Origin of the sequence: Desulforhabdus amnigena (assembly GCF_027925305.1) — a bacterium.
In the GTDB taxonomy this organism is placed as follows: Bacteria; Desulfobacterota; Syntrophobacteria; order Syntrophobacterales; family Syntrophobacteraceae; genus Desulforhabdus; species Desulforhabdus amnigena.
On the sequence record NZ_BSDR01000001.1, the window covers coordinates 417,698 to 435,567 of the forward strand.

General features: G+C 51.3%; 13 protein-coding genes. 4 read left to right on the top strand and 9 right to left on the bottom strand.

Going from position 1 to position 17,870, the window contains the following annotated elements; all coding sequences use genetic code 11:
• The first annotated feature begins 185 nt into the window (after nt 1-185).
• Complete coding sequence (locus QMG16_RS01940; RefSeq protein WP_281791979.1) at nt 186-2,120, top strand: potassium transporter Kup; 1,935 nt, start codon at nt 186-188, stop codon at nt 2,118-2,120.
• A 14-nt stretch (nt 2,121-2,134) separates the two neighbouring features.
• On the opposite strand, the gene QMG16_RS01945 is transcribed toward QMG16_RS01940, so the two are convergent.
• The 4 genes from QMG16_RS01945 to QMG16_RS01960 are packed head-to-tail and all read right to left on the bottom strand — an operon-like array spanning nt 2,135 to nt 7,050.
• Nucleotides 2,135-2,818 (bottom strand): arylesterase, encoded by a 684-nt coding sequence (locus QMG16_RS01945; RefSeq protein ID WP_281791980.1) that lies wholly within the window; start codon nt 2,816-2,818, stop codon nt 2,135-2,137.
• Between the two features lie 3 nt (nt 2,819-2,821).
• Nucleotides 2,822-5,317: an ABC transporter permease gene (locus tag QMG16_RS01950; RefSeq protein ID WP_281791981.1), complete on the bottom strand. Its 2,496-nt coding sequence runs from the start codon at nt 5,315-5,317 to the stop codon at nt 2,822-2,824.
• Nucleotides 5,318-5,375: 58 nt separating this feature from the next.
• Nucleotides 5,376-6,059 (bottom strand): ABC transporter ATP-binding protein, encoded by a 684-nt coding sequence (locus QMG16_RS01955; protein WP_281791982.1) that lies wholly within the window; start codon nt 6,057-6,059, stop codon nt 5,376-5,378.
• A 40-nt stretch (nt 6,060-6,099) separates the two neighbouring features.
• Entirely contained in the window at nt 6,100-7,050 is a 951-nt protein-coding gene (locus tag QMG16_RS01960) for a 2-hydroxyacid dehydrogenase (RefSeq protein WP_281791983.1), read from the bottom strand.
• A gap of 460 nt (nt 7,051-7,510) precedes the next feature.
• Between QMG16_RS01960 and QMG16_RS01965 the strand changes: the two genes are divergently transcribed.
• Nucleotides 7,511-8,611, top strand: coding sequence for a 6-phosphofructokinase (locus tag QMG16_RS01965; RefSeq protein ID WP_281791984.1), 1,101 nt, complete (start codon nt 7,511-7,513; stop codon nt 8,609-8,611).
• A gap of 110 nt (nt 8,612-8,721) precedes the next feature.
• Here the strand turns inward: QMG16_RS01965 and QMG16_RS01970 are convergent, their stop codons facing one another.
• Complete coding sequence (locus tag QMG16_RS01970) at nt 8,722-10,272, bottom strand: PAS domain S-box protein (RefSeq protein ID WP_281791985.1); 1,551 nt, start codon at nt 10,270-10,272, stop codon at nt 8,722-8,724.
• The gene (gene ercA / locus QMG16_RS01975) at nt 10,256-11,446 is read right to left on the bottom strand and encodes an alcohol dehydrogenase-like regulatory protein ErcA (RefSeq protein ID WP_281791986.1); all 1,191 of its coding nucleotides are present in this window, start codon (nt 11,444-11,446) and stop codon (nt 10,256-10,258) included. Before ercA ends, QMG16_RS01970 begins: the two co-directional genes overlap by 17 nt.
• A gap of 580 nt (nt 11,447-12,026) precedes the next feature.
• Here ercA and QMG16_RS01980 point away from each other — a divergent pair.
• A complete protein-coding gene (locus QMG16_RS01980; RefSeq protein ID WP_281791987.1) occupies nt 12,027-12,788 on the top strand; it encodes an SDR family NAD(P)-dependent oxidoreductase in 762 nt (253 codons plus the stop codon).
• Between the two features lie 157 nt (nt 12,789-12,945).
• Here the strand turns inward: QMG16_RS01980 and QMG16_RS01985 are convergent, their stop codons facing one another.
• Together QMG16_RS01985 and rpiA are read right to left on the bottom strand one after the other, a co-directional pair.
• The gene (locus QMG16_RS01985) at nt 12,946-13,653 is read right to left on the bottom strand and encodes a TVP38/TMEM64 family protein (RefSeq protein ID WP_281791988.1); all 708 of its coding nucleotides are present in this window, start codon (nt 13,651-13,653) and stop codon (nt 12,946-12,948) included.
• A gap of 95 nt (nt 13,654-13,748) precedes the next feature.
• Complete coding sequence (rpiA, locus tag QMG16_RS01990; protein WP_281797022.1) at nt 13,749-14,444, bottom strand: ribose-5-phosphate isomerase RpiA; 696 nt, start codon at nt 14,442-14,444, stop codon at nt 13,749-13,751.
• 308 nt (nt 14,445-14,752) lie between these two features.
• On the opposite strand from rpiA, the gene QMG16_RS01995 reads away from it, so the two are divergent.
• A complete protein-coding gene (locus QMG16_RS01995) occupies nt 14,753-15,871 on the top strand; it encodes an NADH:flavin oxidoreductase (RefSeq protein ID WP_281791989.1) in 1,119 nt (372 codons plus the stop codon).
• 322 nt (nt 15,872-16,193) lie between these two features.
• On the opposite strand, the gene QMG16_RS02000 is transcribed toward QMG16_RS01995, so the two are convergent.
• On the bottom strand, nt 16,194-17,810 hold the full coding sequence (locus QMG16_RS02000; RefSeq protein WP_281791990.1) for a fumarate hydratase: 1,617 nt from the start codon (nt 17,808-17,810) through the stop codon (nt 16,194-16,196).
• Nucleotides 17,811-17,870 lie beyond the last annotated feature (60 nt).

Consider the following 17,870-nt stretch of genomic DNA (forward strand, 5'->3'; position numbering starts at 1 on the left):
TATCACTTACAGACCGAGAAGACAATAGAGCAAAGTCATGCGCATGTGGCGCAAAACGATTGCTCATTGAGCTCATTTCAGCAATCTGTCTCATTCCTCCCAGGAACCCGGAAAGATGGCTGTAAACAAATGCTCAAGCCAACAAAACGCAACAAGCTGTCATCAATAAGCAGGACGTTCACACTATGAATTCATCGCAAGGATCTCCAGGTTATGGTCAAAATAATGCCGGCGCTGAGGTCTTCAGCAGGATGGAAGACGGAAGCCGGCTTGTAAAACTTTCCCTTGCCGCCCTGGGAGTGGCTTTTGGGGATATTGGGACCAGCCCACTGTATGCCATTCGCGAATGCTTCTACGGAGAATACGGGATTGCGGTGACGAAGGCCAGCGTGCTCGGTGTGCTTTCTCTCATATTTTGGGCTCTTCTGATGATTGTGACGTTGAAATATCTCGTATTCATTCTAAGGGCGGACAACCATGGTGAAGGGGGGGTGATCGCCCTTACAGCATTGGTCAAAACCGCCGGTGCAAAGGCAAAGAGTGCCGGTAATGTTCTCGTCTTGATAGGACTTTTTGCAGCCTGCCTGCTCTATGGAGACGGTATGATCACTCCCGCCATTTCAGTGCTCAGTGCTGTGGAAGGGATACGAATCATCACACCGCTTTTCGAGCCTTTCGTGATTCCATTGACCGTCGTCATTCTCGGCGGACTTTTTCTTTTACAACACCGTGGTACTGCCCGGGTGGGTATTCTTTTCGGTCCGGTCATTCTGGTTTGGTTCGGCATACTGGGTTTTCTCGGAGCCTGTGAGATCATACGGAATCCTGAGGTTCTCCGGTCCATTCTGCCTTGGTACGGTTTCGAATTCCTTTTGATGAATAAAATGCATGGATTTCTGGTCCTCGGTGCAGTCTTTCTTGTGGTTACCGGCGCAGAGGCTCTCTATGCCGACATGGGACACTTTGGCAAACGGCCCATACAATGGACCTGGATCTGTCTGGTGTTCCCCGCTCTCGCTCTGAATTATTTCGGTCAGGGGGCGGTTCTGCTCGCCCGTCCGGAAGAAGCTCATCATCCGTTTTATGCTCTCGTTCCGCCGTGGGCCATGATTCCTATGGTGATCCTGTCCACTCTGGCGACCATCATTGCCTCCCAGGCCGTAATCACGGGAGCTTTTTCCCTGACCAAACAAGCCATACAGTTGGGATATCTTCCGCGAATGAGAACCACCCACACTTCCGCAACCCAGATGGGGCAGATCTATGTGGCACCGATCAACTGGCTGCTTATGGTATCGACCATCGGTTTGGTCCTTGGGTTCCAATCCTCCAGCAGGCTTGCTTCCGCTTACGGTGTTGCGGTGACCTCCACCATGCTGATCACTACGGGACTGTTTTATGTGGTGGCCCGGACGCGCTGGGGATGGAATCGGCCGGCGGCCGGATTGTTGTGTGGTCTCTTTGGGGCAGTGGATCTTGCATTCTTCAGTGCAAATATCAGTAAAATCCTCCACGGTGCCTGGTTTCCCCTGGCCATAGGCGGCATCATTTTCACTCTTATGCTGACCTGGGAGAGAGGCCGTGAAATCCTTTCGGATCAACTGAAGGATATCACCATGTCCTTTTTTGAATTCAAGAAAAACCTTGAACTCAATCCGCCGCAGAGCGTTCGGGGACAGGCCATATTCCTTACGGGGAATCCATACATGGTTCCTGCAGCGCTGATGCACAATCTCGCACACAATAAAGTGTTGCATTCAGAAATCGCATTTCTTCATTTCAAGACAGAGGACGTTCCTCGTGTTCCCAATCTGGAAAAGGTCGAAGTCGAAAAGCTCGGTGGAGGGTTCTTCCGCATCATTGCGCACCATGGTTTTATGGAAGAGCCCCACATTGAAAAGATCCTCTCTTTGGCTCGAGAGCAGGGATTGGAATTCAAAATGGAAAATACCAGCTTTTTCCTTGGGCGGGAAAGGTTGACGCTGGGAAAGCAGTCCAGAATGAGTCGGTGGCGCGCCGCTGTTTTCCGTTTCATGTCGCGCAATGCTCTGGAAGCTGCCACTTTTTACGAAATTCCCACGGACCAGATCATTGAAGTCGGAGTGCAACTGGAACTTTAGAAGAATACGCTATTTTATCCCTTCTGTTCCTGCTTCCTTTTCTGTATTGCTTCCAGCACATATGGGTACAAGGTTTTTACGATGATTTCATACCCCTCCGCCGTGGGATGGATGGTATCCGACTGATTCAGTTCTTTTTCTCCAGCAACTCCTTGAAGAAAAAACGGAATGAAAATGACCTCGCGCTTTTGGGCGATCCTGGGATAGATCTCCTTGAAGGCAGCCGAGTATTCCTTGCCCAGGTTTCGTACAATCTGCATTCCGGCCAGCACGACGGTCACCTGGTTTTCCTGAAGAATGCGGACCGTTTCGTCGATGTTCTTTTCGGTGAGTACAGGATTGATTCCTCGGAACCCGTCGTTGGCTCCGGTTTCCAGGATCACGATATCCGGCTTGAGACCGAGGATCCATTTGACGCGGGAGAGGGCTCCACTGCTGGTTTCACCGCTGACTCCTGCGTTGACCACTTTGTAATTGTGGCCATCGGCAAGCAGCTTTTTTTGCAAAAGAGCCGGATAAGCCTGATCCTGAGCGAGGCCGAAACCTGCGGTCAGGCTGTTTCCCATGGCAACGATGGTTCCGCTGTATGCTGTTTCTTTTGCCTCGGGGGGTGGGGAGGTTTTTTGAGAATCGCATGCAGTCAAGCCAAACAGAAACACCAGGATGGATAAGCTCACAAGAAGGCTCTTTTTCCCCATGATTTATTCCTCCGTCTGTTCTCTCAAAAAGGTCACCGGCTTCTGGGTCAAAATGGAAATGGAAGAGACGAGTCCCACAGAGATGACCATGACCAAGGTTCCCATTACCATAAAAATGCTCCAGAGGGGGAAGGAGTGGTACGGAATGTCGAAAATTTTAGCACTGATGATCCAACTTCCCGTCTGGGAAAGGATGAGGGCAAGAAGGGCGCTCACGAATCCCAGTAGAGCGTTTTCCAGCGTGAAGACTTTCAGTATAAAGCTCCTTCGAGCTCCGAGGATCTTGAAATAAACGGCTTCCTGAATTCTGGCAAACCGTGTGGCCAGAACCGAACTGATGATGATCAGAATGCCGGCGATAATGCTGAAAAAAGTGAAAAATTGAGTGATTCCGGAAAGTTTATGCAGGACTTTTGCGAAGATGTCGATGCTTTTCGTAAGATCGATGACACTCACATTGGGAAAGGCAGTGACGATCCTGTTTTGAATGCTCGATATCTGGTCCGCGGGAATGCGCACGGCGGTGAAGACAGTCTGCGGAGCGTCGCGCAGCACCTTTTCCTGGAACACAAAATAAAAAAAAGGCTGTATGAATTCTTTGGTCCGCGTTCGAATGCTCACGATGGTTGCCGTCAGGGGGACGCCCTGTATGTTGAAATCAATCCTGTCTCCAATCCGCATGTGGTTCGCCTCGGCCACGGAATCGAGCACCGAGACCTGGACTCCTTTTCCATCTTCCTGAAAGAGACTCCCGCCCTTGATGACTGCCTCGTCTTTGAGGAGGTAATCCCGGTACGTGAGGTTGAATTCCCGTGCCAGATTGTCGCCTCGGCGCTGCATTTCCTTTCTCGTGTCGATAGGGATTCCGTTGATGGAAACGATTCTGGCTCTCACGATGGGATAGTATTCCGCATCCATTCCCAGGCTGCTGGAAAAGTCTTTCAATTGTGACGGCTGAATGTCCAGGAAAAAAACGTTGGGAGCATCCTGGGGGTAGGATCGAATGAAATTGGCATCCAGGTTCTGTTCCAGCAGGGTGATGGAAAAGATCACGGAAAGGGATGCCGTCAGAGTGATGATGATGGATTGGGTGGCATTTCTCGGTCGAAAGAGACCCTTGAGAGCCTGCCTCAGGGCCAGGGATTTTACCTGCTTTTTCTGGAGAAAAAAGAGGATTGCGCGGGTGAGGAAGCTTGTGATCAGAATAAGTGAGGAAACACTCAGGATAAAATAGAGCCCGATCTTCACTTCCTTGAGCTGCCAGAAAATCATTGCCACGAAGACCAGAAGGATGGTGAAAACCGTGAGGTAATAGGGGTAGCCTTTGCGCGATCCTGTTTCCTCTTTTCTGAATATGGCACTTGGTTTCAAGTCCCGCAGCCGGTATAGGGGCAGGGAAGCGAACATGGCTACCACAAAGACTCCCAGGGAAAGTCCTTCGAAAACGGCGCGCCAGGAAAGAAAGGCTTGGATGTTTTCGGGCAGCAGCCCTTTGAAGACTGCGGGGAGATAGTCCTGGAGCAAAAGGCCGGCGCAAATGCCGATGAGAGTTCCCATCAACCCCAGCAGGCAGAGGACGATGGTAAACTGCAAGGTGATAAAACGGTTGGTGGCTCCGACGGTCTTCATGATGGCGACAGTCTTTTCCTTCTCTTGCAGGAAGGCCGTCAGCGCGCTCTGAATCCCGATACCTGCCAGCAGGAGGGTGAAGACTCCGATAAGGCTGAGAAAAAAGAGAAAATTGTCGAAGAAACGTTTGACCCGTGATTCTGCTGTCCGATAGGTATCCACTCTTTCCTGGCCGCTGACGGCCACGATACGGAGTTCGTCCGCCAGACGATCCACGTTTTGCGGGTCCAAAACCTTGAGAAGATAAAGATGGTCGATTCGGCTGCCTTTTTGTACGAGATCCAATGCCTCGAGGTCCTCGCTCGATATAAAGATTCGAGGGCCAAGGGAAAAAAAGCTCACCGGCCGATCGGGTTCATGGAGTACCACATCCTGAATAGTAAGGGGGGCATCCCCTACGTGAAGCGTATCCCCCACCCGCACATGAAGGCGGTCCAGAACCCCCTGCTCCACGATAATTTTTCCCCGGGTGAGTACCTCCTCAAAAGGTCGTTTGGATTTCAGTTCGACGGTTCCATAAAAGGGATAAGCCGGTTCCACAATCTTGAGATCGGTAAGGAGGGAGTCGTTCTCCTGCAGAGTTCTCACTACGGAATAGAAGTCATAGACTTTTGCGCTCCGGACGAGTCCCCGTTCGCGGAGAGACGCGACAGCTTCTTCCAGGGGCGTAGAGAAATTGTAGTGAGAATGAATGATGATGTCTCCACCATGGAGTGTTCGAGCATCCTTCAACATGGATTCGTTCACGCTGCGGCTGAAGCCGTCCAGGGCGATCAGGGTCACAAGGGAAAGAACCACGCAGAGCACGAAGACCACGCCCTGTTTTTTGGAGCGGGTGAGCTCCCTGATGATAAAAGATCTATGGAGCATTTTTTTACTCTTTCGGCAAGCACAGCACCACACAAATGGGAATACAAAAACCGGTGCATCAATGCACCCTGGCGCCGTCGCACACGATTTTTCCATCCTTCAGAAGAACAACCCGGTCGGCCATCTCGGCGATTTCCGTACTGTGGGTGACCAGCACCAGTGTGGATTGCCGCTCTTTTTGAAGCTCCAGGAGCAATTCCAGGACGGCCTTACCGTTGGCTGAATCCAGGTTGCCGGTGGGTTCATCGGCGAAAACGATCTTGGGATCGTTGATGAGGGCACGGCAGATGGCCACACGCTGTTTTTCTCCACCTGAAAGTTGGTGGGGAAAGTTGTGGCTTCTCTCGATCAGGCCCACACGACGAAGGAGGATTTCCGCCTTTTCTTCAGCCCGTACATCGCGTCTCAGTTCTGCAGGAAACATGATATTTTCCATGGCGGTGAGGGACGGCGCCAGATGGAAGGACTGGAAAACGAATCCAATGGTTGTATTGCGCAGGGGAGCGAGTTCATCCTCCTTGAGATCCGTTATATCCCGTCCTTCAATAAGAATGCGGCCGGAAGACGGTTTGTCCAGGCCTGAAAGAAGCGTCAGCAAAGTGGTTTTACCACTCCCGCTGCTGCCCTTTATGACAAGGAATTCTCCTGCCGGAACGGCAACGGAGACATTGTCCAAAACACAAATATTGCGGTCGCCTACAGCATAGGTCTTGGTGATCTGCCTAGCTTCAAGGATTGTCATGAAATCTCTCCGGTACACGGCGGTGGAAGTTCTCACCCCTTCATGGATTCTTGCAGTGAAGGGGCATTTCACCATTCTCGACTCGGTGGATATTTTCCACGACCACCTTGAGAATCCCTCGAAGGGAAATATCTGTAGAACCGGCTATATGAGGTGTCGCCATTACGTTGTATTTGAAGATTGGATCGTTAGGATCGGGAGGTTCCTCCCAAAAAACATCCAGTCCGGCACCCGCAATCTTCCCTGTAGCCAGGACTTCTTCCAAGGCGTCGCGATCCACCAGTCCCCCTCTTGAAAGGTTGATCAGAAAGGCATCGGGTTTCATGTGTTGAAAGCTTTTCCGGTTCATGAGATGCATGCTCTCCGGCGTGAGGGGGAGGCAAAGCATCACATAATCCGACTTTTCAAGGAGTTCCGGAAGATCCTCCGGTTTTCCCACCCATTTCAGGCCGAGTTCTTTTTGTGTCTCTTCGAGGTGATTCCTTTTGATTCCTATGAGGCGCACGTCAAAACCTTTCAGCCTTCTGGCCAGTGCACGCCCGATTCCTCCCAGTCCCACCAGGCCGACAGTGCGGCCCATCAACGCTCTGCCCATGGGTTCACCCGACTTTCGGTCCTTGAAGCTTTGAGCCATGGCTCGAAAATCTCTCGAGAGACCGATCATCATGTAGATTCCCAATTCAGCAACGGAATCCGCATTACCGGAAATGTCCGCGGGAACATTGGCTACCCGGATATTCCGCTCGCTTGCAGCCTCGATATCTATACCTTCAAGACCTGAACCACACTGTTGAATGAGCTTTAAGCGGTCGGAGTCCGCCAGTTCGTCTTGAGTGATGCGGCACATGGTAGGGATCAGTATATCGAAGCCTTTCAGACTCTCTATTTCGAATTTTCCAGCAGCTTCAAATTCATGTTGAGGGAGTTCCGACCGCAAATGATTCAATAGTCCTCCCCATGCATTTTCGTGCGCGGCAAAAAGAATTCTCATGAAACAGCCTCCTCTCAAAGCAACTGATCTGTTGCAGGTTTGCGTAGTTCGACATAGCATCCAACGGCGATCGCCCGGCGCCAGGGGCTCAGTCAAGAGACCATGTGGCATGCGGGGAGATATTCTACCTTTCCGTTTGGAAAAGTAAGACCGTAAAATAGCAGAGAAATAGTATATACTTTTTCCATATTTCACCCTGAATACAAATAGAAAAAATAGAGCCAAGATCTTATTTTCGCGAAAAGATCTTGTGTTCATCTTTTGTGCAAAGGGTAAATGAAGGAAAAGCATGGTTTTTGAATTTAGGGAGTGAATCGCTCTTGAAATCCCCATTTACCACGGAGACACAGAGGAATTCCAAAATCTTCTCCTTACTCTCCGTGCCTCCGTGGTGAATAACGGGATATCGGAATTCGCCAACTCCCTTAACGACTATATCCAGAAGAGATGGGAGGATCAGATGAGTAAGAAGAAAATAGGAATACTGACGGGGGGAGGGGATTGCCCGGGTTTGAATGCTGTTATCAGGGGAGTCACCAAGTGTGCCATCATTGAACACGGCATGGACGTGATCGGCTTCAACGACGGTTTTCTGGGGCTCATCGAGAAAAGATTCAGCCTCCTGACCTTTGAGGGGGTTTCGGGAATTCTCACTCAGGGAGGGACGATCCTTGGATCGGACAATAAGGCGAATCCATTTGAATATACCGTTACGGAATGTGGAAAGCAGGTCAAAGTCGATGTTTCGGACAAGTGCATGGAACTCTATAATGACCTGGGACTGGATGCACTGATCTGCGTGGGCGGGGATGGCACCATGACCATTGCGCAAATGATGGCCGAAAAGGGAGCCAAAATTGTCGGCCTCCCCAAGACCATCGACAAGGATCTGGAAGGAACGGATATCACATTTGGCTTCGATTCTGCGCGCGCCATTGCTACGGAGGCTCTCGACCGCGTTCACACTACGGCCCAGTCGCATCATCGAGTGCTGCTGGTGGAAATCATGGGCAGAAACGCGGGTTGGTTGACTTTGGAATCGGGGATTGCGGGCGGAGCCGATGTCATACTTATCCCTGAAATCCCCTACGAAGTGAAAGAGATAGCGAGTGTGATCCGGAAACGGAGTCATTTCGGCAGACGTTTCAGTATCGTCGCAGTGGCTGAAGGGGCGAAGCCTGTGGGTGGAACACAGACGATCAAGAGAATGGTGAGCGACAGCCCCGATCCGGTTCGCCTGGGTGGAGTGAGTCACGTCATTGCCGGTGAGTTGGAGCGGGAAACGGGAATTGAATGTCGGGTTGCCATCCTGGGCCATGTGCAACGGGGAGGTTCGCCCACACCGAGCGACCGCCTTTTGGGAACCCGGTTTGCAGTGAAAGCAATGGAGCTGGTGGCTATGGAACAATTCAATCACATGGCCGCTTTGAAGGGAAATGAACTGGTAGCGGTTCCCCTGGAAGAGGTTGCGGGGAGACAACGCCTGGTTCCCCTGGATTCCCCTCTCATCAAAGCAGCCATATCAGTGGGAACGAGCTTCGGCGCAAAATTGAATGCTTGAGTTGCACATAAAAGAAAGCGGCAACTTTCTTTAAGGCGACTCGATGTTTCCGGTGCAAGTGCTATCGAAACTGAGCTTCAGCGCCTTGAGAAGGGATATGGAATGAATGGTCAAATGCTGTTGCCGACTTGTGGATAGGGTCCCTCCCATTTCTCCGAGCATTCTGAAGGAGAGGGGGGGCCTTCCATCTCGATTTCTTTGTTCGTCTCCGGAAGGAGACAGATTTTTGCTTTTTGGCACTCCGGCGCCCAACTGGAATAGGTCAAATCGATACGAATTTTCTGATCGCTTTCAAATGCACTGATGACCATCGGCTTGGTTTTGTCCATGGTGCTGAACGCATTCTTCATTAAATGGATCAGTACCTGTGAGAGAATGGATGGGTCTACATAGGCTGAGGGAATGTCTTGAGGTAGATTCACTTCCCATTGGACGTTTTGTTGAACCATTTCGGGGGAGAGCAGGTCGATGCATTCCAAAATGACTGTGTTCACGTAGCATTCCTGTGCCCCCATTTCAGTGGGCTTGAGATAAGTGGTGATTCTGCTCAGCAGGTTTTCCAGGCGTTCGGATTCCTTCAGAATGATTTCAACCTCTGGGATACCGGGAAATTTCTTCTGAAGCCGTTTTGCGAAGCCTCCGATGGACATGAGGGGGTTCCGGATTTCATGAGCCACTGTGGCCGATATGGTTCCCAGGGTCTTCAACTTCTCTCTCTGAAGCAATGCCTTCTGAGCGTTCTCCAGGTCTTGAGTGCGTTCCCTTACCATCTCCTCAAGGTGATCGCGGTGCTTTCTCAATTCTTCCTCGGCGCGTTTTCTGTCGCTCACGTCGCGAATGATGGCCACGTAACCGTTCAATGAACCGTCGGGGCTTTTGATGACCGAAATGGATCCTTCGACGGGGAAAATGGAACCGTCCTTGCGCTTGAGTTGCCATTCCGTCCTGAAGGACCCCATATTTTGGACTATGGGAAATGCTGTGCGCCTCAAGGACTGAAAGCTCTCATCCGACACGTGAGCTATCCGAATGGATTTTCCCAGTACCTCATTTTCTTCATATCCAAAAAGATCCAGGAAAGCCCGGTTGCATGAGACAATTTTTCGCTGGGGATCCATCATGAGAATGGCATCCGAAGAACTCTCCACCAAGGTTCGGTATTTTTGTTCGGAAACCGTGAGAGCCGCTAAAGCCTGGCTGCGTTCGGTGATATCCCGGACGACCACGACGGCATAAACGGAATCATGAAAGGGAACGAGGTGAAGGGTCATTTCGACGGGAAAGGTTTCACCGTTCTTTCTGCGCAGCGACGTGGTGAGAATTTCCCTGCGTCCCACATTTTCTTCGAGGTTCGAGAAGTAGCTTCTCATCCAGGCCGCAGTTTCGGGAGGAAGCAAGTCCGGAAGGGTTTTTGCGAGTAGCGATTCCCGTGAAAATCCCAACTGCCTGCAGGCGGATTGGTTGCCGTCGGCAATCTCTCCTCCAGGGACTTGCAGAAGAAAAATGAGATCATTGGCTTGATCGATCAACGCCTTGAATCTCTCCAGTTCCTTGAGCTTTTCCTGGAGTTCGGGATAATGGCTCTTGCGAAGGGAATGCTCCCCAAGCCCCATGATTTTGGCCTGAAGGTTTTCCCAATTGTCGTCAGAATGCTGCGCCATAGATTGCCTCGATGTCTTTCTGGGTTGGGCGGCGGGGATTGGTCACCATGCAGGTATCCTTCATGGCCTTTTGTGCCAGTTGAGGGATGTCGCTTTGTTGCATTCCCAGTTGCCGTAAGGTGCGCTCGATCCCGACCGAGATGCGGAGTCTCCTGATTTCACAGAGGATTGCGGATTTTTTCCCCTCAATCGATTTTCCTTTTAAATCCAGTCCCATCGCCTCGCCAACTCTTTCATACCGCATCGGTACCTCGTCGAAATTGAAAGCGACCACATGTTCCAGGAGAATCGCATTGCATTCCCCGTGCGCTACATCCAACAAACCCCCAAGACTGTGAGCCATAGCGTGCGTCGCTCCTAGGCTCGCATTGGAAAAGGCAATTCCCGCCTGAACACTTCCCAGCATCATTTGGGTTCTCAGTTCGATGTCTTCCGGATTTCCAAGGGAAGCTTCAAGGTTGGAGGAAATCAGGCGAACGGCTTCCAGGGCATGGAGGTCGGTGATGGGGGAATGTGCGATGGAAACGTAGGCTTCAATGGCGTGTGTCAGGGCATCGAAGGAGGTGCATGCCGTAAGATAGGGCGGCATGCTCAGCAGGGTGATGGGATCAATGAGAGCCAGATCGGGAACGACTGCCTTGCTGATGATAGCGACCTTGATTTTTTCTTTCTCGTTGTTGATGATGGCAAACTGCGAGAGATCCGCCGAACTGCCTCCCGTTGTTGGAATGCAGATCAGAGGCGGCATGGGAACCGGCACCTGATCGACTCCCACAAAATCGAGGATATCCTTGTGATTGGAGGTGACGATCCCGATCCCTTTGGCGCAGTCGATGGGACTCCCCCCTCCGACAGCAATAAGAATATTGCAGCCCTCCCTCTGATAAACTTGAGCTCCAAGCTTGACCTCTTCCGAACGCGGATTGGGAGTGACATGACTGTAGATAGTATAAGAGAGTTCCGCCGCTTCCAGGCTCACTGTGACATCCTCCGTCCACCCGGCCTTCATAACCCCTGGATCGGTGACGATCAGGGCTTTGCGTGCCCCGAAATTGCGCGCGTACCGCCCCGCCAGCTTTCTGGCTCCGGGGCCGAAGACAAACTCGGGAAGGACGAACTTTCTGAGGGCAAATTGCTGCTCCTCGGCTTCTTTTATTTTTTCTCGATATGTCATTTGGTGCTCCCTCATGACAGGGGATAAGAAACTACCTCAAAATGTCCGAATATCCTCGTCGTTCCGGTGAAAACCGGATCCAGGCATTCCCCAAGAGGGCTGGACCCTGGCTTTCACCTGGGTGACGGAGTGAGCGAACTTTGAAGTAATTTCTAAATGACTCCGCCCTGTTCCATTGCGCTGAGATTTCACTGACTCTCATGACCGGAACGGTCGCAAAGAAAAACGAAAAAGGCAAAGAGATGCAAAGCGACAGGGAAAGCGGAAAACGTTCTTGAAAAGCCATATTATTATGAGCCATGAGCTAGAACCATGAGCTTTTTTTCTAAACTGTTATTGCAACGAGCCAAACCTCTTTGAAGGGAATATACCGTACAGCAGTGTGAAAAAAAATAATTCCTATCAGTATTTCAGCATGGACTACAATCATTTTAATCATTGTTTGATGAAGTAAGCAGTACAGCAGATTGAAAGTCCTTGACCCATTTCAGACAGTGCGTTGTCGTTTCCCGATGACAACAAGGGTAGGGCTTTTGCCGGAACGTTATATCCTGAAAACCTTCAAAACAGGGATGAGAGTATGACAAAACCAATAGTCATTGTGACGGGAGCTTCCCGTGGGCTGGGAAAGGAAACGGCGCGGCAACTGGCTAAAGCGGGTGCTGACCTGATGCTGGTGGCGCGAGGGAAAGAAGCCTTGGAAACAGCCGCTCTTGAAATACGGAAGGAAGCGGGAAGAGAGGTTCTGACATATGCCGGCGATGTTTCCGATGCGAAACAGAGCCTGCAAGTGGTGCGCGATACGGTGAAGGCCTTTGGTCGGCTGGATGCCCTTGTGAACAATGCGGGGATTCTGGAACCTGTGGAAAACATTGCGGAGGTCGACCCGGCGCGCTGGCGCTATAACATGGAGGTCAATCTCATGGGGCCGTTTTACTTGACGCATGCGGCGATTATTCATCTCAGAAAGACGGAAGGGAGAGTAATCAACATCAGTTCGGGAGCAGCCCTGCAAGCCATAGAAGGTTGGAGCGCTTATTGTGTTTCCAAGGCGGGGCTCACCCATTTTACACGTGTCTTGGCCGTGGAGGAACCGAAGCTGACGTCGATTGCCTTGCGTCCCGGTGTTGTCGACACCGAGATGCAGGCGCTTATCCGCAGGGAAGGCCGCCGGGTGATGTCTCGTGAACGGTTCGCGTACTTTCTCAAGCTTAAGGAAGATGGCAGACTGGAACCACCCGAGGTGCCCGCACGGTCGGCGGCATGGCTTGCCCTTCATGCACCCAGAGCCTGGAGTGGGGAAATGATCGATTACGCAGATCCGAAAATAGGGAGCTTTTAGCGTATATCACGGCAGAAGTCATCATTCTGCCCGGAATTTCTTAAAGTTTTTCCTTAAAGGGGTAAAAAAGGAACAGGCGTCGAGTTAAGAAGATGGATATCGGAAAATTCCCCCTTCGAAGGGGGATTCAAGGGGAATGTTGAGAATTACATCCCCTTTAAGCAGGGAACTTGAATCTACAATTGTTGAGCTTTTTCATGATTCTTGGGATAAAAAATGAAAGAATGAAAAGGGCGAAGAAGGGCAGGAACCTCAGCGAGAGCAGCTCGTGCCAGTTGCCGGTACTCCAGATTTCTTCCAGGCTTGCGAACAAAGAGATGAAAAGAAAGGTTTCCACCAGAATCCCGAGCCCGGTGCCTGAGAAGAAGTCCCAAAAGCCTATCTTGCTGAGCCCCATTCCAAAATTGACGGGTGCGAAAGGCGAATAGAGAAGGCGCAGATAGAATACCGTGGTAAAACCGTGTTTTTCGATAGCCTCGTCATATTTTCGCAGCCTGTCTCCCATCCAGCCCTCAACAAATCCCCTCCCTAGATGGCGTGCGATGAAGAAACTCAAACTAGCACCGCTCATGGACCCCATCATCACGTAGAAAAACCCCCAGTAGATGCCGAAAAAAACCGTTCCTAGTACGGTGAAAATTATCGCTGGAATAAAAAGGGTGACACCAACGGTATAGATCAATATAAAAACGATGGGGGCCCAGAAACCGGTAGTTTCCAGCAAACTTCCGAGCACATCCAGTGTGAGGTAGTGTTTTAGCGGGATATGCAGGGCCGTGACAAAGGCCACGATAACCAGCGTCAGAAGAATGCAAGCTTTTATGATGGCACGCTGTCGCGAGGCTGTTCGTTTGCTGGAGGACATTCCGGTTTGACTCCTGTTAGGACTGAATAATCGTTTACTGAAAAATCAAGCTCATGTGGAAAAATTGCCGCAGTCTCTCCGCGCCGGACGGAATTCTAACGCTTCAAGTGGCAGACTCCACTCCTGCAACCGACAATGACTTCCGATGCCAGACCGAGGAAAAGCCCGTGTTCCACGATTCCCGCGCGCCCCTTGATCTGACCCGCCAACCTGACGGGGTCTGCAATGGGGCCGAATCTGCAATCCAAAATCAAATTCCCCTGATCCGTTTTGATGGGATTGCAGGAACTGTCCTGGCGCAACTTTACGGTCGCTCCCAGCGTTTGCAGGTATTCCGCCTGAGATCGCCATCCGAAGGAGATGACTTCTACCGGAACCGCCCAGCGTGTTCCCAAGATGGGAGAAAGCTTCGTCTCATCAACAATGATGATTTCACGTCGACTGGCTTCCGCCAGGATCTTCTCGTGCAGAAAGGCTCCCCCCCCGCCCTTGATCAGGTTCAACTGAGGATCCACTTCGTCGGCTCCGTCTATGGTGAGATCGACGACGGGGTGTTCCTCAAGTGTGCTCATGGGAATTCCCAATTTTCTGGTTTCTTCCACCATGTGATTGGAGCAGGGTACGACAACGATATCTCGAATTTTTCCCGTCTCGAAAAGCGATGCCAGGCAATACACTGCTTCTATCGCCGTGGAGCCGTGCCCGATTCCAACAACCATGCCGGGTTTTATGAGTTCGACCGCTTTGGCGGCAGCCCTCTTTTTGAGTTCTCTGTTGACATCTCCACTCACTATCAAGGTAATTCCTCCAGGATCAGCAGATGGTAATTAGAAAGTGATCGACAACCCGTTGATGGGGGAGGTCGAATATCAGGCAAATTTATACATATGGTAAATCTTTCTCGAATATTGTGCACAAGAAAAAATGGTGCTCATGAACATCAATGGTTATTCTGGTGTGGTGAAGGAAGCTTTCGGAAGTATATCGATAAAGAAAATGGCTGCAAAGATACATTCAAAGGTTTAGATCGCATTGTAGGAATAAGAGAGGAAGAACTGGACCGGAAAGATGCGGAAATTTTAATCTTCAGGAGGAAAAGATGTCCAAACTCTTCGATAGCATGAAATTAAAAAATTTGAGTTTGAATAACAGGTTTGTTCGGTCTGCCACGTGGGAAGGAATGGCGGGCAAAGACGGTTCTTCGACTCAAAAGCTCACAGACTTCATGGTGCGGCTTGTGGAGGGCGGAGTCGGTTTGATCGTTTCCGGGCACACGTATGTAAGCAGAGAGGGACAGGCAGGGCCGGGCCAGTTGGGTGTTTACGACGATACCCTCATTCCCGGATTGATCTCCTTGACTGATGCGGTTCACAAGGCCGGTGGAAAGATCGTCATGCAGCTTGCTCATGCAGGATGCCAGGCAGCCGAAGCTCTGACAGGGCTCACCCCCCTGGGACCTTCAAGTGTGGATGGGGAGAAGGGGCAGGTTTGCCGGAAGGCGAACCCCAAGGAAATAGGCGGGATCGTCGAAGCATTTGGACAGGGAGCGGCTCGAGCGAAAAGAGCCGGTTTCGACGGCGTCCAGATTCATGCTGCTCATGGATACCTTCTCAGCCAGTTTCTATCGCCCTTTTACAATAAAAGACAGGACGAATACGGTGGGAGCATCGAAAACCGAGCCAGGTTCCTGCTCGCAGTCTATGAACGCATCAGAGGTGCAGTCGGGAGTGAGTTTCCGGTTCTTGTCAAGATGAATGCTCAGGATTTCCTGGAGGGAGGCTTCAGTTCCCTGGAAATGGTACAGGTGGCTTCCATGCTTGAAAAGGCAGGAATTGACGCCATCGAAATGAGTGGAGGAACGATTCATTCCGGTCCCCGCCTCAGTCCTGTGCGAATGGGAAAGCTGGAGACGGAGGAGAAAGAGGTCTATTACCGGGAAGAGGCCAGGCTCTTCAAGGAAAAGATCCGGGTTCCCCTCATTCTGGTTGGGGGCATTCGTTCCTACCATGTGGCCGACAAGTTGGTGGAAGAGGGTTTGGCGGACTATATTTCACTCTCAAGACCCCTTATCCGCGAACCGGGTCTTGTCAACCGCTGGAGATCCGGAGATACACGCAAGTCCACGTGTCTTTCGGACAATCAGTGCTTCAAACCGGCCATGGCGGGCGAGGGGTTGTATTGCGTCGTAGAGGCAAAGGAGAAGGCGAAGACGCAATGAGCCGTCGAGGAAAGCAGAATGCGATATTGTCACATTAACCACGGAGACACAGAGGGCACGGAGAAAGACCTTCCGAATGAAATCTCTGTGTTCTCCGTGTCTCTGTGGTTTAGATGAAATCTGACAATTTTGAGTTAATCTTCCGGACAAAAGTTTCTTAATATTCTCATACCGTCATACCGGCGAAAGGCCGGTATCCACCAAGAATTTTAAATAACTTCTGATCAGGTTCTTAACTCAACCCGACATCTATACGCTTTCGCGGGGGGAACGGGTCGAGATACTCTTTTGAAACACGCTCCAGGAGATGAGCGTTTTGCTCCTAGCAGGTAAGCTGCTGGAAGAAGTCGTTGCCCTTGTCGTCCACCAGGATGAAAGCGGGGAAATCAACCACTTCGATCTTCCAGATGGCTTCCATACCCAGTTCCGGGTATTCAAGGACTTCGACTTTCTTGATGTTTTCCTGGGCCAGCAGAGCAGCGGGGCCGCCGATGGAGCCCAGGTAGAAGCCGCCGTGCTTCTTGCATGCATCGGTTACCTGCTGGCTGCGGTTGCCCTTGGCGATCATGATGAGTGAACCGCCGTGGGATTGGAACAGATCCACGTAGGAATCCATACGTCCCGCAGTAGTGGGACCGAAAGAACCGGAGGGCATGCCCTTGGGGGTCTTGGCCGGGCCTGCATAATAAATGGGATGATCCTTGATGTACTGAGGAAGCCCTTCACCCTTGTCGATGCGTTCCTTGAGTTTCGCGTGGGCGATGTCACGGCCGACGATGATGGTGCCGGTGAGGGAAAGCTGAGTGGTCACGGGGTACTTGGTGAGTTCGGCAAGGATCTCTTTCATGGGGCGGTTGAGATCGATTTTCACCACGCCGTGTTCATGTTTTCCGCGGTACTTTTCAGGTATGAAACGGCCGGGATTGGCTTCCAGTTCTTCCAGCCAGATCCCGTCCTTGTTGATTTTGGCTTTGACATTTCTGTCGGCGGAACAGGAGACGCCCATTCCGACGGGACAGGATGCGCCGTGGCGCGGCAGGCGGATGACGCGAACGTCCAGAGCGAAATGCTTTCCGCCGAACTGAGCGCCGAATCCGCACTTTTGAGCGGCCTTGAGCATTTTTTCTTCCATTTCCAGGTCACGGAAGGCCTGGCCGCCTTCATTGCCCTGGGTCGGCAGCGCGTCCAGGTAACCGGTAGAAGCGTACTTTACCGTCTTGAGGCAGGCTTCAGCGGAAGTTCCACCGATAACGAAAGCCAGGTGGTACGGAGGGCAGGCGGCCGTACCGAGGGTCTTCATCTTTTCCACGAGAAACTTTTCCAGGCTCGCGGGATTTAGAAGCGCTTTGGTTTCCTGGTAAAGGTAGGTCTTGTTGGCGGAACCGCCGCCTTTGGCTACGAAGAGGAATTTGTATTCCATACCATCCGTTGCATAGAGGTCGATCTGTGCGGGGAGATTGGTGCCGGAATTTTTCTCTTCATACATGGTGAGGGGAATCGTTTGGGAGTAACGCAGGTTTTCTTCGGTATATGTCTTATAGACTCCCTTGGAAAGGTATTCTTCGTCCTTCACGCCCGTCCAGACCTGCTGTCCCTTTTTGCCGACGATGGTTGCCGTTCCTGTATCCTGGCAAAGTGGCAGCACGCCCTTGGCGGCCACTTCGGCATTTCGCAGCATGGCTATGGCTACACCGCGGTCGTTGGCCGAAGATTCGGGATCTTCCAGGATAGCGGCGACTTTTTCGAGATGCGCCGGGCGCAGCATGAAAGAGACGTTGCGCATGGCGTTGTTGGCAAGATAGGTAAGCCCTTCAGGATCGACTTTGAGTATCTCCTTGCCATCAAAAGTGGTGACCGAAACATAGTCTTTTGTCAGCAGATTGTACTTGGTTTCGTCTTTTCCGAGGGGAAATGGATCTTGGTACTTGAATTCGGGCATCTTTAGCTCCTTTGGGTGTACTGTTTCGGACTCAATGAGATCGTTGTGAAATAACCAACA